Origin of the sequence: Paenibacillus flagellatus, from assembly GCF_003217775.1 — a bacterium.
GTDB classification, from domain to species: Bacteria; Bacillota; Bacilli; order Paenibacillales; family NBRC-103111; genus Paenibacillus_AB; species Paenibacillus_AB flagellatus.
Genome location: NZ_QJVJ01000025.1, coordinates 1 through 16,383, shown reverse-complemented (window position 1 = coordinate 16,383; position 16,383 = coordinate 1). Strand labels below are relative to the sequence as shown.

The 16,383-nt window shown below is 40.6% G+C and carries 16 protein-coding genes; 13 read left to right on the top strand and 3 right to left on the bottom strand.

Features of this window, described 5'->3' with window-relative positions; all coding sequences use genetic code 11:
- Window positions 1–406 precede the first annotated feature (406 nt).
- The 7 genes from DLM86_RS31890 to DLM86_RS31200 all read left to right on the top strand — a co-directional run bounded on the left by DLM86_RS31890 (window position 407) and on the right by DLM86_RS31200 (window position 9,272).
- Window positions 407–745, top strand: coding sequence for a hypothetical protein (locus tag DLM86_RS31890; protein ID WP_146250336.1), 339 nt, complete (start codon window positions 407–409; stop codon window positions 743–745).
- Between the two features lie 196 nt (window positions 746–941).
- Window positions 942–1,925 (top strand): toll/interleukin-1 receptor domain-containing protein, encoded by a 984-nt coding sequence (locus DLM86_RS31225; RefSeq protein ID WP_110844110.1) that lies wholly within the window; start codon window positions 942–944, stop codon window positions 1,923–1,925.
- A 21-nt stretch (window positions 1,926–1,946) separates the two neighbouring features.
- On the top strand, window positions 1,947–2,372 hold the full coding sequence (locus DLM86_RS31220; protein WP_110844108.1) for a hypothetical protein: 426 nt from the start codon (window positions 1,947–1,949) through the stop codon (window positions 2,370–2,372).
- 246 nt (window positions 2,373–2,618) lie between these two features.
- Entirely contained in the window at window positions 2,619–4,115 is a 1,497-nt protein-coding gene (locus DLM86_RS31215; protein ID WP_110844106.1) for a type I restriction-modification system subunit M, read from the top strand.
- On the top strand, window positions 4,105–5,373 hold the full coding sequence (locus tag DLM86_RS31210) for a restriction endonuclease subunit S (protein WP_158289729.1): 1,269 nt from the start codon (window positions 4,105–4,107) through the stop codon (window positions 5,371–5,373). The genes DLM86_RS31215 and DLM86_RS31210 overlap by 11 nt, the downstream gene beginning before the upstream one ends.
- A 15-nt stretch (window positions 5,374–5,388) precedes the next feature.
- Entirely contained in the window at window positions 5,389–8,463 is a 3,075-nt protein-coding gene (locus DLM86_RS31205) for a type I restriction endonuclease subunit R (RefSeq protein WP_110844102.1), read from the top strand.
- Between the two features lie 89 nt (window positions 8,464–8,552).
- Window positions 8,553–9,272 carry a hypothetical protein gene (locus DLM86_RS31200; RefSeq protein ID WP_110844100.1) on the top strand — a complete coding sequence of 240 codons (720 nt, stop codon included), beginning with the start codon at window positions 8,553–8,555 and terminating at the stop codon, window positions 9,270–9,272.
- Between the two features lie 147 nt (window positions 9,273–9,419).
- Here the strand turns inward: DLM86_RS31200 and DLM86_RS31195 are convergent, their stop codons facing one another.
- Window positions 9,420–9,959 carry an ImmA/IrrE family metallo-endopeptidase gene (locus tag DLM86_RS31195; protein ID WP_110844098.1) on the bottom strand — a complete coding sequence of 180 codons (540 nt, stop codon included), beginning with the start codon at window positions 9,957–9,959 and terminating at the stop codon, window positions 9,420–9,422.
- Window positions 9,956–10,426, bottom strand: a complete 471-nt coding sequence (locus DLM86_RS31190) for a helix-turn-helix domain-containing protein (protein ID WP_146250335.1) — start codon at window positions 10,424–10,426, stop codon at window positions 9,956–9,958. The genes DLM86_RS31195 and DLM86_RS31190 overlap by 4 nt, the downstream gene beginning before the upstream one ends.
- 64 nt (window positions 10,427–10,490) lie before the next feature.
- On the opposite strand from DLM86_RS31190, the gene DLM86_RS32445 reads away from it, so the two are divergent.
- The 6 genes from DLM86_RS32445 to DLM86_RS31885 all read left to right on the top strand — a co-directional run bounded on the left by DLM86_RS32445 (window position 10,491) and on the right by DLM86_RS31885 (window position 15,656).
- The gene (locus tag DLM86_RS32445) at window positions 10,491–10,658 is read left to right on the top strand and encodes a hypothetical protein (RefSeq protein WP_170143742.1); all 168 of its coding nucleotides are present in this window, start codon (window positions 10,491–10,493) and stop codon (window positions 10,656–10,658) included.
- A 208-nt stretch (window positions 10,659–10,866) separates the two neighbouring features.
- Window positions 10,867–11,814 carry a CBASS oligonucleotide cyclase gene (locus DLM86_RS31185; RefSeq protein ID WP_110844094.1) on the top strand — a complete coding sequence of 316 codons (948 nt, stop codon included), beginning with the start codon at window positions 10,867–10,869 and terminating at the stop codon, window positions 11,812–11,814.
- A gap of 15 nt (window positions 11,815–11,829) precedes the next feature.
- Window positions 11,830–12,336 carry an HORMA-1 domain-containing protein gene (locus DLM86_RS31180; RefSeq protein ID WP_110844092.1) on the top strand — a complete coding sequence of 169 codons (507 nt, stop codon included), beginning with the start codon at window positions 11,830–11,832 and terminating at the stop codon, window positions 12,334–12,336.
- A 4-nt stretch (window positions 12,337–12,340) separates the two neighbouring features.
- Complete coding sequence (locus DLM86_RS31175; RefSeq protein WP_110844090.1) at window positions 12,341–13,519, top strand: ATP-binding protein; 1,179 nt, start codon at window positions 12,341–12,343, stop codon at window positions 13,517–13,519.
- 4 nt (window positions 13,520–13,523) lie between these two features.
- Entirely contained in the window at window positions 13,524–15,011 is a 1,488-nt protein-coding gene (locus tag DLM86_RS31170) for an alpha/beta fold hydrolase (protein ID WP_158289728.1), read from the top strand.
- A 90-nt stretch (window positions 15,012–15,101) separates the two neighbouring features.
- On the top strand, window positions 15,102–15,656 hold the full coding sequence (locus DLM86_RS31885) for a hypothetical protein (protein WP_146250334.1): 555 nt from the start codon (window positions 15,102–15,104) through the stop codon (window positions 15,654–15,656).
- A gap of 530 nt (window positions 15,657–16,186) precedes the next feature.
- On the opposite strand, the gene DLM86_RS31165 is transcribed toward DLM86_RS31885, so the two are convergent.
- The coding region (locus tag DLM86_RS31165) for an ATP-binding protein (RefSeq protein ID WP_158289727.1) at window positions 16,187–16,383 on the bottom strand (197 nt) is incomplete at its 5' end.

Here is a 16,383-nt window from a genome sequence, read left to right as displayed (position 1 = left end):
GTGTGGTAGACTTCACCTAAAAGGTGCTCCTCTCTTTGGGTGATGTTGTCCTGGACAAACACCATTCTACCAAAGATTTGGAGCCCTTTTTATGTTTTTAATGCGCAGTACTTTCGAAATTCAGGATAAATATCCTCATCCCCCCCTTTCCTTTTCCTATACGGATTACGAGAAGATAAGCGGTCCGAGACATAAATTAAATCTGTACATCCAAAAAGGGGAAACAAAGCATCATTGCCCGATTGCAATGAGAAAGGTATTTGATTTGATCAAGTCAGAGAGATTGGATAAGTATGTTAATTGTATTATTCCGGATCATCCAGCTGATGGAGTACCACGTATTGAATTTAAGCTAACAACAACCGAGTAACAAATAATAGGTCATATTGGGGGGGGAAATCTTCTTATGTTTTCAATTTCATATACACAAGAATTTAATACGGTGAGAGTATTGGGATTTAGTCCAGATGATCATTCTCAAAACTTCAGCGATGTAATTGCTTTCGAAACAGAAAGAGATGCTGAAGGCTTTTGCTTAACAGTCCAGACGATTGATGCAGCGATTCGTTCCGGTTATGATGGAAGATTCGCTATCGCTTTGGTAGGAGATACTGTTGACATTACAACTGAAACTACTATCCCGATGAATAAGAGGGAAATAATTGAGTGGCGAATACAACAGGTGATTAATCTTGGAATTCTCCCCACTCTAAAACACATCAAAATTTATTCACTTGACGATTAGCCTCTTATAACGTCCATTTGCCCTGCCGATGCGGGGCTTTTTTATTATACAGGAAGGGAATTGGATGCGGTTAATCGAGTGGATAATTGACCCAAGAAGTAATGATCCATATAATTAAGAATAGGAACGCATGTTTCCTTGCAGGCTTTATTTGCAATAGCCTATACAATCTTATTACCCGAAAGAAGGGGTTCATATGAAAGAGCGAATAACAGCTTTTTTTAGCTATAGTTGGGATAACCCGCAGCATGAACAATGGGTCGTTGATCTCGCCAATCGGTTACGTGCTGACGGTGGAATCGATGCACAAATTGACAAGTTTGTACTGTACGAAAAGACAGTTAATTTAAACCAAATGATGATCGAGGCAATGCGTGATTATGATTATGTAGTTGTTGTCCTCACAGAAAATTACGCTAATAAAGCAGATGCATTTACTGGTGGAGTTGGTTTTGAATCGGAGTTACTGCTACCAACGCTTCGTAGAAATAAAGATAAAATTATTTTAATAATGCGACATTCAGGGAATTACGAAGCAGTATTTCCTTTCCATATGCAGGACTATTATGCGATTGACTTTTCCAATGAGGATCAATTTGAAAACAAGCTACAGGAGTTGATACGCCGGATTTACCGAGCTAGTCCTTATCAAAAAGCGCCTTTAGGGGAAATACCACAATTTGATTCAGCAGTGATTACACCAGCAGTACCAACTAAGTCAGTAAAATCTTTGTTTGAAGATATTCAAATGCCAATTCTAAAAAAATTCACGGATCTCGATAAAGAAGAACACCTTAAACGAAGTTATAAAGAGATGAAAGAGCTCTTTATCCAATTGTTTGAGCACGTTCAGTCCGTAAATCCAAATTTCAAGTTTACCCTTGATGAGGATAGTAGCCAAAAATGCATGTTTAAATTTTACGTAGATGGACAACTGAAAACAGGGCTTAAAATGTGGGTCGGTGGGTTTACCCATTCATCTCAATCAATAAATTTCCATTATGGAGTACATTCCTTTAATGATAATTCAATGAATGAAATGATTTATAGCGAAGTTAAAAATGATACCCTATCTCTTAGGATGACAATGAATTTCTATGACCGCGATGAATCGACAACACCAGAGACAATCGTGCGTACGATTTGGAAGAACCATATTCTAACTGCCTTGAAAATATAGACGCATTAAGGAGAACTTCATATGGACTCTTACAGTGATTTTATTGATTGGTTAGAACGGTTTGAATGTGGAAGACAACTTCAATCATTACTTGAAGTGACGATCCCGGATGGCGAAGAAACCGTATTTTTGAAATCAGAACGTGATCATAATAAACCAATAGCATTTCTCGCCCATAACCAATCATTCATTGTAAATGGGACAATTAATTTTTTTAATGAGAATCCGGATGTTCAATTTACTGTTAGGAAAATTAGTGATATTGCGCAAAAAAATATTAAAATGATGACAATATCTCATGGCGAAGTAACGGCATTTAGTAGGTTTAAAGATGTACAGTTGGAAGTGACCTTTCAAGATGGGTCTCAACTCCTTCTAAATAAGGCGGATTTCGGTATTCATAATAACTCTTTCATTACTACCGTCCAGTCATTGCTTAAGCGCTAATTATTTTTTCGTTAGAGGAAAATGATTGTACAAGATTGATTTTATGCTCCTCTGCTCCGCTTCGATTGATGCGGGGCTTTTTTCCTATGTAAGCAGGAAGTTGGAAACAGATAGTCGAAATAGTAATGATCGTGTCGGATTTATCGTAGCATTTAATTACTACCGGAACATCCGTTTCCTGACAACTTATCGTCAATAATATAAGTTATAATTAAAGACAAACCATCATTGGAGGATTTAAACGAAATGGCAAAAGAAAATCTTGTTACAAGCTTAGAAGATAAATTATGGGCAGCCGCTGATAAACTCAGGGGCAGTATCGCCTCTTCCAAATACAAAGATGTCGTACTCGGCATCATTTTTCTTAAATACATCTCTGACCGGTTCGATCAACGCTACAACGAGCTTGTGGCAGAAGGTGACGGTTTTGAAGATGATCGCGATGAATACGAACGTTTCAATGTATTTTATGTACCGGAAAAAGCTCGCTGGAAGCATATCATAGATAATGCAACGAAGCCGAATATCGGACAAGTCATTGATGAAGCCTTTATCGCCATTGAGAAGGAAAATAAGAAGCTTGCCGGTGTCCTTCCGAAGATTTATTCCGGTGCTGATGTTGACCAGCGCAGAGTTGGCGAAGTCGTGATGGTGTTTGAAAATGCAGATACTTTGCTAATTGAAGAAGACGCACTCGGTCGCGTTTATGAGTATTTCCTTGGTAAATTCGCCTTCATGCTTGGACAAGGCGGCGGTGAATTTTATACCCCAAGCAGCGTTGTAAAATTACTGGTTGAAATGATTGAACCATTCGAAGGCACCATTTATGACCCCTGCTGTGGTTCAGGCGGTATGTTCGTTCAGGCGCAGAGGTTCGTTCAAGCGCATGGCGGCAATGCCTACAAGCTTTCCATCTATGGTCAAGAACTAAATGCCGAGACTCGCAGACTTGCGACGATGAACCTTGCCATTCGCGGAATCGAAGCGAATCTCGGGAAGATTCACGCGGATACTTTCCATGACGATCAATTTAAGGATGAGAAGTTTGATTATATTCTGGCTAATCCCCCGTTCAATATCAGCGATTGGGGACAAGATAGCCTTTTGAACGATTCACGTTGGAAGTGGGGCATTCCGGCGAAAGGTAACGCCAACTATGCATGGCTTTCTCACATGCTGACGAAGCTGAAACCATCCAAAGGTGTTGCCGGTATTGTATTGGCAAACGGTTCTTTGTCGTCTCAAACTTCCGGTGAAGGCAATATCCGAGCGAAGTTCATTGAAGAAGATTTGGTTGATTGTATCGTTGCGCTGCCGGATAAGCTCTTCTTCACGACCGGAATACCGGTATGCTTATGGTTCCTTCGTCGCGGCAAGAAGCGCAAAGGCGAAGTGCTATTTATCGATGCACGAGATAAAGGAACGATGATCAGTCGGAAACTACGTGAATTGAATGAAGATGACATTAAAGCGATATCCGATACGTACCACAAGTGGCTGAACAATGACGGCTATCAGGATGAAGTGGGATTCTGTAAGTCTGCTTCACTTGAGGACATTCAGAAGCATGATAACGTGCTGACTCCAGGTCGGTATGTTGGTGTTAAAGAAATTACAGATGATGAGCCGTTCGAGGAAAAAATGGAGAAGCTTGTTTCCGAGCTTGCAGATTTAATGTCGGAATCTTCTCTGTTGGATGAGAAGATCAAGAAGAGTCTGGGGGCTATTGGTTATGAGTTTTAATAGTAGAAATTATGTGGATGCCCAAGAATTCTGTATTGAAGTTACAGATGGAACACATGATAGTCCCAAAAGAAAAGAGTTTGGAAAATACTTGATAACTTCCAAACATATTAAGGGTCGGAATATTGATTTCGACAATGCTTATCTTATTAGTGAGGAAGATTTCAATAAAATTAACCAGCGAAGTAAAGTTGATCAGTGGGATGTCTTAATAAGTATGATAGGCGAATACTGCGGATTTTGTTACATTGAAAGAAACCCAATTATTAATTATGCAGTAAAAAATGTAGGAATTTTAAAAGCAGGCACTGAAGCCAAGGCTAAGTGGATTTACTATTATTTGAACTCACCTGAGGGGAAAAATACTTTAGCTTCTCTAAGGAGTGGAACCTCACAACCATATTTAGCACTCGGAGCACTAAGAAAATTACCAATTTATGCCCCAAATAATGTTAAGGAAATCGATTTAATAAATCATATTCTTTCTATTCTCGATGACAAAATCGAACTCAACAACCGCATGAACAAAGTCCTTGAGCAAATGGCTCAAGCGATATTCAAGCAATGGTTCGTTGATTTTGAGTTCCCGAATGACAATGGTGACCCTTACAAGTCCAGCGGTGGCGAGATGGAATGGTGCGAGGAACTTGGGAAAGAGATACCAAAGGGATGGAGATTTGGAAAAGTAACCGATGTGCTAGACATCAATCCCAAAAGATCTTTGAAAAAAGGAACAAAAGCTATATATCTGGAAATGAAAAACCTTCCCGCATTCTCAGCGAGAGCAACCGACTGGATTGAAAGAGAATTTACATCTGGAAGCAAGTTTATTAATGGCGATGTTTTGCTGGCACGAATAACACCTTGTTTGGAGAATGGAAAAACAATTATTGTTGATTTTCTTAATGCTGCTGAAGTAGGTTGGGGTTCAACAGAATTTATCGTGCTGAGAAGCAAAAATGAACATGCTCTTGGATTTGCATATTTTTTAGCCAGATCCGAGGATTTTCGTAACCATGCAATAAGAAATATGTCTGGATCATCAGGGCGACAAAGGGTACCTGAATCATGTTTTGAATTTTTATTAATGCCATTACCCCCAAGCTTTGTCCTTGAACAATTTGGAAAAATAACTGATAGATTTCTACAGCGTATGAAGAGAAACGGTGAAGAAGTGAAGGTATTATCCATATTACGAGACACACTGCTCCCCAAACTCATGTCCGGAGAAATCGACGTATCCGAAATTGAACTATAGATTGGCGGTGATCCCATGTTTACCGAAGATAGCCTTGAATCGGTCGTTCTTGAACTGTTAGAGGATGAGCTTGGCTACTCTACACTAAACGGCTACGACTTCGAGCGTGACTATCATTCTGTCGTGCTTGAAACTGATTTGCGTGATGCGCTTTACTCGTTGAACCCCTCCTTACCGGAAGAGGTTATCGAAGCTGCGCTTCGCAAGCTAACATATATTGACGATGCGAGTCTGGTCGGCGCTAACCAACAATTTCAGAAATACCTGATCGAAGGCGTTAGTATCGAAGTTTACGGAGAGGATGTTCCTTCCCGTATCGTAAAAGTCATTGATTTTGAAAATCCTAACAACAACACATTTAAGGCGATCAATCAATTTACCGTGATTCACAAAGCAGAGAAGCGTCCAGATGTTGTCGTCTTTGTTAACGGTCTGCCGCTCGTAGTCATCGAATTGAAATCAGCAGTTCGGGAAGATGCGACCATTCACGATGGATATCTTCAGATTAAAACATACCAGGACATCATCAAGCCCTTGTTTCATTATAATGCCTTTAGCATCATCAGCGATGGTATCAATGCTCGTTTCGGTTCCATTACCGCTGATTACGACCGTTATATGCAATGGAAACAAGTGGACCGAAACTCACCGATCGTCGATGAGCCGCATATTGCTCAAATCAATACGCTGCTTAAAGGCATGTTGCATAAAGAACGATTGCTGGACATCGTTGAAAACTTTACATTCTTTGCTGGTGGTAAGGCAAAAATTATCGCCGGGTATCACCAATATTTCGGAATGAACAAAGCCATTGACAGTGTGGTTCGAGCAATAGATGGCGACAAACGCGGCGGTGTGGTTTGGCATACGCAAGGCTCGGGGAAATCATTTTCAATGGTATTCCTCTCTGCCGGACTCATTCATCACCTAAACAATCCTACGATTGTAGTGGTTACGGATCGCAATGACCTCGATGAACAAATTCATGGCACATTCAGCAGCGCGGCGGATTTTCTGCGGCAAGCTCCAGTTCGCGCTGAGTCACGGCAGGACTTGGTTGACCTTCTCGAAAACCGCTCTGTTGGCGGTATCTTCTTTACGACCATCCAAAAGTTTACGGAGGAAACCGGTCTACTCTCTAATCGCCATGACATCATAGTAATCGCAGACGAAGCGCACCGTTCCCAGTACGGCATCGACCCGGATATTAAGATTGACAAAAAAACGCTCGAAGCCGAGCTTGTATACGGATATGCGAAATACTTACGAGATGCCCTTCCCAATGCAACTTTCATTGGTTTTACTGGTACTCCTATTGACTCGAATGATAAATCGACCATAGGCGTATTTGGAGAGCTAATTGACGTATACGATATGACACAAGCCAAGCTGGACGGAGCAACCGTTGATTTGCACTACGAGAACCGGCTTGCGAAAGTCCATCTTGATGAAAGCATCTTGGACCAGATTGACGCGGAAGTAGCAAAGATTGAATCTCAAGGTCTAACACCTGAGAAAATCGAGAAGCTGAAAAAGGATCTCGTCACGATGGAAGCCGTCATTGGGGATGAAGACCGGCTTAACCTGGTGGTTGATGATATTCTCTCCCACTACGAAATCCGTAAAAATATGCTCAAGGGCAAAGCTATGATTGTGGCTTACTCCCGAAAAATTGCTTACCGTATGTATCAGCTCATCAAAGAGAAAGCTCCAGAGCTGGCACCAAAAATCGGATTGGTCATGACCGATAGCAATAAAGACGACCAAGAGATGCGGGATATTGTCGGTAACAAGAAACATCGTCAAGCGCTCGCCAATCAATTCAAAGATGAGAACAGCGACTTCAAAATTGCAATAGTTGTCGATATGTGGCTGACTGGTTTCGATGTTCCTTGCATGGATACAATGTACATCGATAAAATCATGAAGGAACACAACCTGATGCAAGCCATTGCTCGGGTCAATCGTGTGTATAAGAACAAACAAGCCGGACTTATTGTTGATTATATCGGGTTAAGCAAGTACCTAAAGGAAGCACTCAACACCTACACCAGCCGCGACCGTAACAGCATCCCAGAAATCGAAAAAGCCAAAGAAATCCTCATGACGGAAGTGGAGATTCTGGAAGGAATGTTCCATGGCTTCGATTTTAGCCTATACATGAAAGCGACCCCGAAAGAACGTTTCGAACTCATTCAAGACGGCGTAGAGCATGTATTAAAGGAACGCGCCAAGGAAACGTTTCTGAAGCATGTGGCAAGGCTGCAAAACGCTTATAACATTTGTGCAACTGCTTTAGATTTTCCTGTTCGAGTCCAGGTCAGCTTCTTTATTGCCGTTAAATCGTTTATTGTCAAAGTAGAACGCGACGGAATGCCGAATGTTGAGGAATTCAAAAAGAAAATTATGGCTATGATCGAACAAGCCATCATCAAAGACGGTGATGAGGTTGTAACCATATCCGCCAAGAAGGAAAAAAGCCTGCTATCCGTTGAGAACCTTCAAAAAATCATGGCAATGAAGCGTAAAAATGTCGCCGCAGCTATACTAAAGAAGCTCATTGATGACAAAATCAAATGGTTTGAACAGACTAACATCGTGCGGTCCGGCTTTTTCTCGGAGAAGTTGAAGAACATCGTGGAAAGATACAATCAAGCGGAAGACATTGAAGTGCTGATTACTCAAATGATTGATATTGCTAAGGAGATCGAATCTGCGATCAATGAAGGCATCGATATGCAGTTATCGCCTGAAGAGCAAGCCTTCTATGATGCGCTCGCCAAGCCTGAACTGGTGAAGGCGCATTATCAATCGGATGTACTTCGCGAGATGGCGAAGGAGCTTATAAGGCTCATAACAGAGAATCGAACACCGGACTGGTACAAGCGAAATGATGCCAGAGCCAATATGCGCTCCCTCATCAAACGGTTGTTGAAACGCTACAAATACCCGCCGGATGAAATTCCAGATGCCACAGAATTGGTCATTAAGCAAGCGGAATTGCAGATGAAGTACAATCTGTACAGCACACAACCTGACAGAAGTAATTATCAAATAGCTGCTGATGGCAAGGTTAAATATGAGATATAATGGATGGTAGTAGTGCGTTCGATTATATCAGATGTAATATCATGATGGGCTTGAACTGAAAGGCTGGTACTTGTATAGGAGTGATAACTATGGAGCTTGAGCAAATTATTCAGCTAATAAAAAAGGATTTCCCAAAGCAGTCCATCGAAATATCGGAAAGCTTAGAACTGCTTAAAGAAACCATTAGCGATACAATGAATGCTATTGATCAAAAAATGAGCGATGCCTTCCGACGGAGAGATTTCACAACCCGAAGAGAATACGAGTCTATTGCTGTGTCCATACATTCATATGAGAATAGACTTGAAGAACTTATATCTATGTTGACTCTCGATGAGGGTGAAATGTATGAAGTTGATGTTAGTGAGCTTAATGAAGAAGAAGAGAAAAAGGCGATCCCAGATTACGCAGCTTACACTGTAGATAATAATGTTGAACACACGCTCTATGAAAACTTTACACATATACGCCCTGATTCATTCAAGTTTATAAATAATGAAAAAATATTAGTGAAGACATGGATCGATGTTCTTCTGGAAACTAGTGAAATACTAGTCCAAATGGACAACGATAAATTCAGACAGTTCGAGCATAATCCACAAATGAATGGTAAGAAGAGCAAATATATATCTTCAAATCCAAATGGAATGAGAAAACCGAGGCTGTTAAAAGAAAATCTATATTTAGAAACGAATATGAGCGGAAATGGTATTCGTAATTTATTGCTGAAAATGTTGAAAGCATATGGGTTTAAAGCCACGGATTATAAAGTTTACTACCGAGCTGACTATTCTGAGCTTAATCAATAAGTCGTTGTTCTGGGGAGTAAAACTAAAAGATATTTCATTAACAATCGGCGGTTTAATATGCACGGTTTGCAATACAGCGAAAAAAATGTGCCTCTGTAAAAACAGCGGCACATTTTTAATTGAAAAAACATGGTTCAAAATGTTCTTTCAATTCACTAATCCTAACTTACCCAACCTAATTAATAAAGCTTGTTTACTCACTTCAAAAAGACTCGCAAGTTGTTCAATATGATCATCGTAATCTGATGATAAATCTACTATACATTCTAGTTCAGTTATAGCTTTTTTTATCAAGTCTTCGGGCATAAGTAAAGCAGCTGCAAATGCATTAGCTTCGATTTCTTGAATATCATGACTACTTTCGTTATTTGTTAGTCGAAAATTAACTCTAAAATTCACATCATTGTCGACATGCAGCTTGTTACCTTCATGCATAATATAATGACCAATTTCATGAGCGATTGTAAATCGCTTTCTAGTAGGTGGGTGAGAAGAGTTTACACCGATTACGACATTATGTCCATCTCTATATAAAAGACCAGAAATAGCGTTGTTTTCAAAAGGTTGTTGTATTACGGTTATATTTAATCTTTCTGAAATACCTTCTACATTGATAGGAAAATCATCAATCTCTAGTTTTTCGATCAATTGATATGCCTTTTTTTCAGCCCACTTAGAACGGTTCATTTTTCTCCCTCATTTTTTATTCCCTTCTTGATAACATCTGAAATCCAAGAAAGTTGTTCCTCTGTAAATTTATCTTGTTCCAATAGAAATTGAATATTGTCATTTTCGCCATTTTCTAATTCAATAACTGAAGGCAGTAACTCGTATACTTCAAGTTTTAGTGCCAGTGCTACTAGGTAAAGTGTATCTAACTGAATCTTTTGCCTTCCCAATTCAATATTTGCAATAGAGGATCTCGTTAGTCCAACCTTCTCCCCCATCTCTTCTTGTGTCATATTAAACCTTTCACGATTTATACGTATTCTCTGTCCGATTATTGCATATAGAATATCTTCTACATTCAACATAAATTCACCTCTTGTTTCTGCCTTATTTTTATAATACTTCACCGGTCTTTGAAAATAAAGTTTTTTGTCATTTTGTATTGCCAAGTAAACATTTCGAATATTTTTTAATAAATTACGCACATATTGACAATCCCCCAATTGGGATATATTCTAGTAATATCCAATTTGGAAGGAGGAAATCCATATGGCTAAAAATAGTAATCAAGGCTATCGCATCGGAGCAGTTAAAGGTCGAAGTCAAGTCCAAACTCATAGCGGTCACTGGGGTGAAAGAGACCGAACAACGGGACAATTCATTAACATGAAAACCAGCAGTAAAGCGCCTTTTAAAGGTGTTACTAAAGAAAAATGAAAAACAAGCTAAAGTGGTGGCACACCTTAGCTTGTTTTTCATGTTCTTTGATAACTGAATAGAACTGAAGTAAAAAGACAGAAGGTATAAGCTTGGGTGGCACCAAGCCAATACATATGTATAACTCTGATTGTTATTATATGTACGACAATAATACCTAAAATCCTTCTGTCTTTACAAAAAACTTTCGAAAGAAGGATGAACTTATATGCTTTTTACCAATACGGATCTAAAAACATTCGCTGAGAGTCACATTAACGTTAAAAAGGAAAAGGTTGATGAATATCGCGAGCAGGTGAATCGTCTCCGCGATAAGTTGGCGGATTATATTAAAGATAATCCAGAGTACGGATTAGTTAAAATGCTACATTCTGGGTCGGTTAGGAAAGGTACAGCTCTAAAAACTCTTAATGACATGGATGTAGCCGTATATGTTAAGCCAGAGGCTGTCGATGAGAACGACGAAAGTAATATCCTGGAGTATGTTCGCCAAGCGTTGGTCGAAATTTACACCAAGCATAACATGAAGCCCGAGCAATTCACCATCGGTCACCACTGTGTTAAGGTTTCCTTCAAAGGAAGTGGATTGGATGTTGATGTGGTTCCTGTGATTCCAAACGGTGAGGCAGACGATCGTGGATATTTAATTACAAGAGATACCGGTGAGCGAGTGCTAACTTCTATTCCGTTGCACTTGGAATTTATTCGGAAACGCAAAAGTGCGAACACTAACTTTGCCCAGATGGTTCGCATAACGAAGTGGTGGCGGGATCAGCGTGACTTTAAGTTCAAGTCGTTTTTAATCGAACTGATTTGGGCGCATATTGCTGATACTGAAGGAATTGCTGACGAAATTGTACCGGCGTTAAAACAATTTTTTCGGTACATTATTAAAACCGAGCTAAAGAGCAACATCATCTTTGAGGATAACTACAAAAAATCAAAAGTTACGTTGTCTTCCACCGGCGCGAATATCTTTGACCCCGTAAATCCTGAAAACAACGTCGGGCAGAGCCTTGATGATGAGAAGCGTATGCGAATAGTTGACGAGGCAGATGATGCGCTTGGTTACTTGACACATGCCGAACAAGCGTCAACCAAAGGTGTTGCCATCAGCAGTTTAAAACAAATTTTCGGCACGTCATTTTCGTTTTAGAGAGGAGGCATTTTCATGAGTTATTCCTTTACTCGTACCGATACGCAAACCGTCACTTATGCAAACGTCCGCGCAGTAAACGATAAAATAATAGCCGATCTCGATTACGTATTAACATTAAACCCGAATGTTTTTACCAAAGATCGGCTTGAAGGTTGGAAATATGACTTTTACCAGTGGATTTATCAAGGATATGGTAGCGCCATTAAGGTACAATTCTACCGCAATAATGAATGCTTCTACGAAATTAAATATGTTATTAGCACGGACGGCTCGATTACCAACGATCAGAACACCGGAAGGATTCGTGGAAACCTCGAAGGGGCAAGTACCTATGTTCAGGTCGAAGGAACATCGAAATGGTACTCGTTAACGACAGAACAAAAACAGGAGTTTTATGATTCGCTTAAACTACAATGGGGTCCTTCCGCTAAGACAAATTATGCTGCTGGTCTTATTGAAAAAATGGACAAGCAATACTCTAGCGGTTCCCTTGGCGTGCAGCGTTCAATTCTGGAGTGATCTTATGCGGATAAAATTAGTAGATGACCGTCAAAGGCATTGTGGTGAGGTCGAATGTGATCTTGATGCGATTATGACGCAAGCGGAACAACTGGGCGGAGATATCTTCGCCCGATCCATATCAATAATGGAAGAACACATCGGCTTCGCGATCTCGGAATCATCGAAAGTCTATGTCCATAAATTCTTGCGTCAATTTATGGCGATGGGAGAATCGAAGGCGCAATTAATCATTCAGATTAAAAATACTGAAAAGAAAACGAGGGACAAACCTGTGCTAGTTGATATCACCACTACAAGTTTTGAAGAAGTTGTTACCTTTCCAAATAAGCAGTACCAAGAACGATTTGAACGGCTAGTAGGTTTGGATGCGCTAAAAAAACAAGTGCAAAAGGAAGCGGCTGTTTTGCTTGCTCCTGAGCTTCTGCAAAAGTGGAGCAAGCAGCACCATGGAGTCGAGCTTTCTGCGCTTCGTGCTTTTCGGGACCGATATCCGTTTATGATCTTTGAAGGAGACGTAGGCACCGGAAAAACTGAATTTGCTGAAACGTTCGGTGCCTCGATTGCCGATGCTATAAATAAAAAAGTGACACTTGCTCGAATGAGCATGAAAAGCAGAGGTAACGGCGTTGTAGGCGAGATGAGTAAACTAATAACCAAAGCATTCCAGGATGCTAGAGCTATCTCAGATAGTTCAAAAGCGCCAGTTATTTTGCTTTTAGATGAAGCTGACTCTCTTGCGCAATCTCGTGAGGAATCGCAGATGCACCATGAAGATAGAGCAGGAGTCAACGCTCTTATTCAGGGAATCGACCATGTACGGGACGCTTCATATCCGATATTGGTAGTGTTTTGCACCAACCGCTCTCAAGCAATTGATCCGGCAATTAAACGCCGCGCTGCTGTCATTCACACATTCACGCGCCCCAATTTAGAGCAGCGCTTGCATGTATTCCAAAAACATTTTGCAGAGCTCAACTTGAGACCCGAGCAGTATATGGAATTAGCCGAATTATCCGGGGAGATTGAAGGCAGAAGCTACGGATTTACGTATTCCGACCTTATCACCCGCATAATCCCGCAAGCGGTATTTTCCGCATTTCCGGATTCAAGGTTAACGTTTGAAATTATAAAAAATGTGGTGTTGCAGCTTAAGCCGACCCCGCAGTTTAAAGAAGGGTGAAAAAATGGGGGTCAAAAAAGCGGCGCTTATTTCTAAGATGGATAGACAAAGAAAACATGCAATGATTTTTGTTCATGGGCTACACGGGGATCCTGACGGCACTTGGAGACAAAGCAAGAAGTCTAAAACGTTACCGGAGCTATTGGCGCTGGATGAAAAACTGAATGCCATTGATGTGTACAGCTTTGGGTATCCCAGCAATCTTGTCGTTAATTATGATTTTAGAGAAGTAAGTAAGATTTTACATTCCGAAATCAAAGCTCATCTTACCGGCAAAGATATTATTTTTATTGCGCATAGTATGGGCGGTTTGGTTGTTCAACAATATTTAATTGACCAGTTTGAGCAGTTCAATACTACAGCAGTGAAACAAGTAAAAGGTATTATCTATATGGCAGTCCCTTTTGAAGGATCTTCTAAAGCAAATTTCGCTTCTTGGTTCGTACCGTATCATAAGCAAGTTAACAGTTTGATTGCAAATAATCCTCTGCTTCAGGAGCTAAGAGAGAACTGGGTCAAATATGTTTTCCGTGGCGGACAAGAAAATTTGCCGGATGCAATGCGGTGTACAATTTCGCAGCTTGCTTTGTATGGAGCGCGCGACTGGGTTGTATCTAAGAAATCAGCTTCGCCCTTTCATGTGGGTGCGGAAGTAATAGCATCTGATACAGGACATAAAGATATTTGCAAAATTGACCAATTCAGTACCGAATACACGCATATTAAAAAATTTGTTTTGGATACTTTCACAACCCAAATAATATCTACGCCAATGATAGTCCATGTTTATGGGTGGGACAAGCAAGGTTTTAAAGAAGAGCCCCACTATCCGTTAGATTGGACAAAGCATTTTCAAATTTCTGCTTCTTCGCGCATCTTGCCGAGTCAAGATATTTGGTCGAATGAAATTCTGCCACAGATTAATTTTGTATCAAAAGAGTGGTCCGAGAAGTGGGCAAAACAGGGCGGGATAGTACGTGTATATGCAAAATTGTGCCTTACCGGCGCTCTGCTTTTTGGTTCCCAATTGTCTTTTACTAAGGGGGTAAAATTGGAAGTAGAGCATTATGGGCAAATCTGGTCTGGGGATAAAGAAGATCCAAGTTATACTATAAGACCGATTTATACGCCTGGCAACTCGTCGGAAAGTAGGCGAGCTGTATTAATCCTTAGTGTAACGAAAGATATTTATAGCGAAGTGGAACAGCATTTAGTGTCCACGCATTCGAAATTTAAAAAGATAATTAATTTACTGCCGGCAACCGGACCGGGACGCGACAGTGTGAGAGACAATAAGCAGGCTCTTTCTTTCGCGATCTCGGTTAAAAATGAGATTGAGCAACTGAAAAGTGAAGGGATCAATGAAATTCATTTGTATTTAAATACACCGTTAAGTGTTGCATTTTTTGTTGGTCATCGATTAACCGCATCATGCCCAATACAAACGTTTGAATTTAATGGAATTGGTTATGTTCCTTCATGTCAAATTTAAATTGATTATAAAACCATAAGGACACCCTTTTGGTTTTTTTAATTATAGGTGTACCAAAATGGAGTATTATTACAATTTACAGGTGAGAACATGATACAATTACTAAAATTCATTGTCATTCGGATTTTTGGAAGATCTTTTGATGCTATTGGACTAAGTATCGTTACTAACGTTCTATTCTCAGGTCTTATTGCTATATTGTTTGGATTTGTCCCGCTATTACACACCCCCCTTATTATTATTTTTATGTTAGATGTAGCATATTTATTTAGAGCAGTATGGTGGGTGCGAAGGGTGGGGAAAAAAGAGGAGGTTCTTGGTTATTTAAGACTTGACAAAACAATTGAAATTCATATAGGAACTTTAAATTCACCGATTACTTTCCAAAGAAAACTAACTCGTACAATACGTTTTGCCCAAAAGAATGGTTATTTCCTAGAATATACTTCGGGTTATATGACTTATGGTAAAGTTATTCGAAAATTCGGGGATGCTGTCATTTCTATAAAGACACTTGGAGTTGTAGGACAAATATGGAGCGGAGGACTTGCTTCTACTTTCATCGGTAAAGATTCGAAGTATAACGTAGCACATCCTCTTAGAGTTCTGTTAGACCCAAGAAAGTTCGGTAAGTTTCAAAACTGAAAAGTCCCTGACAGAGTATATTGCACTCGTTTTTTGGTAACAACGCGGTAACAATCCGGTAACAAACAACCAATAATGACCCGGATTTACCGATAACCAGAGATAATACAAAACGCAGAAAACCCAGACAGGACAAGGCTTCCGAGACTTTCCGATAATCAGCGATAACGGGATGATGAACCCTGGCAGCGATGAGGTCAGGGGTTCAGTACGCACTCCGCAGCGAAACGGAGGAGGCGGCAACGAAATTTACCGCTGCGATCTGCATCGGCGAATGTTCATCCTTGAAAGATTCATCCGGATTTCGTTATCCCCCTAGGCTCCATAAATGAAAGAACCCCGGTCTGAATGGATCGGGGTTCTTTCATTTATAGGTGCTGGGGAGCGACCTCCTGCAAGGGGTTCAGTACGCACTCCGCAGCGAAGCGGAGGAGCGGCAACGAAATCTACCGCTGCGATCTGTATCGGTGAAAGTTAATACTTGTATGATTAATCCGGATTTCGTTATCCCCTTGGTGTCAACGCCGGAATTAATTTGACCCACTAGCGCCGGGATAATTTTGACCCACCTGTGTGCCGGGCGTCGAATAGATTCCGGTGTTTAGTTTTTCCTTGAGCCGGTAGCTGTTCCCTCGGATGTTCACGACATGGGAGTGATGCAGTAAGCGGTCGAGGACAGCTGTTGCAAGAACGGGATCGCCCATAAGTTCGCCCCACTCGCCAAAGC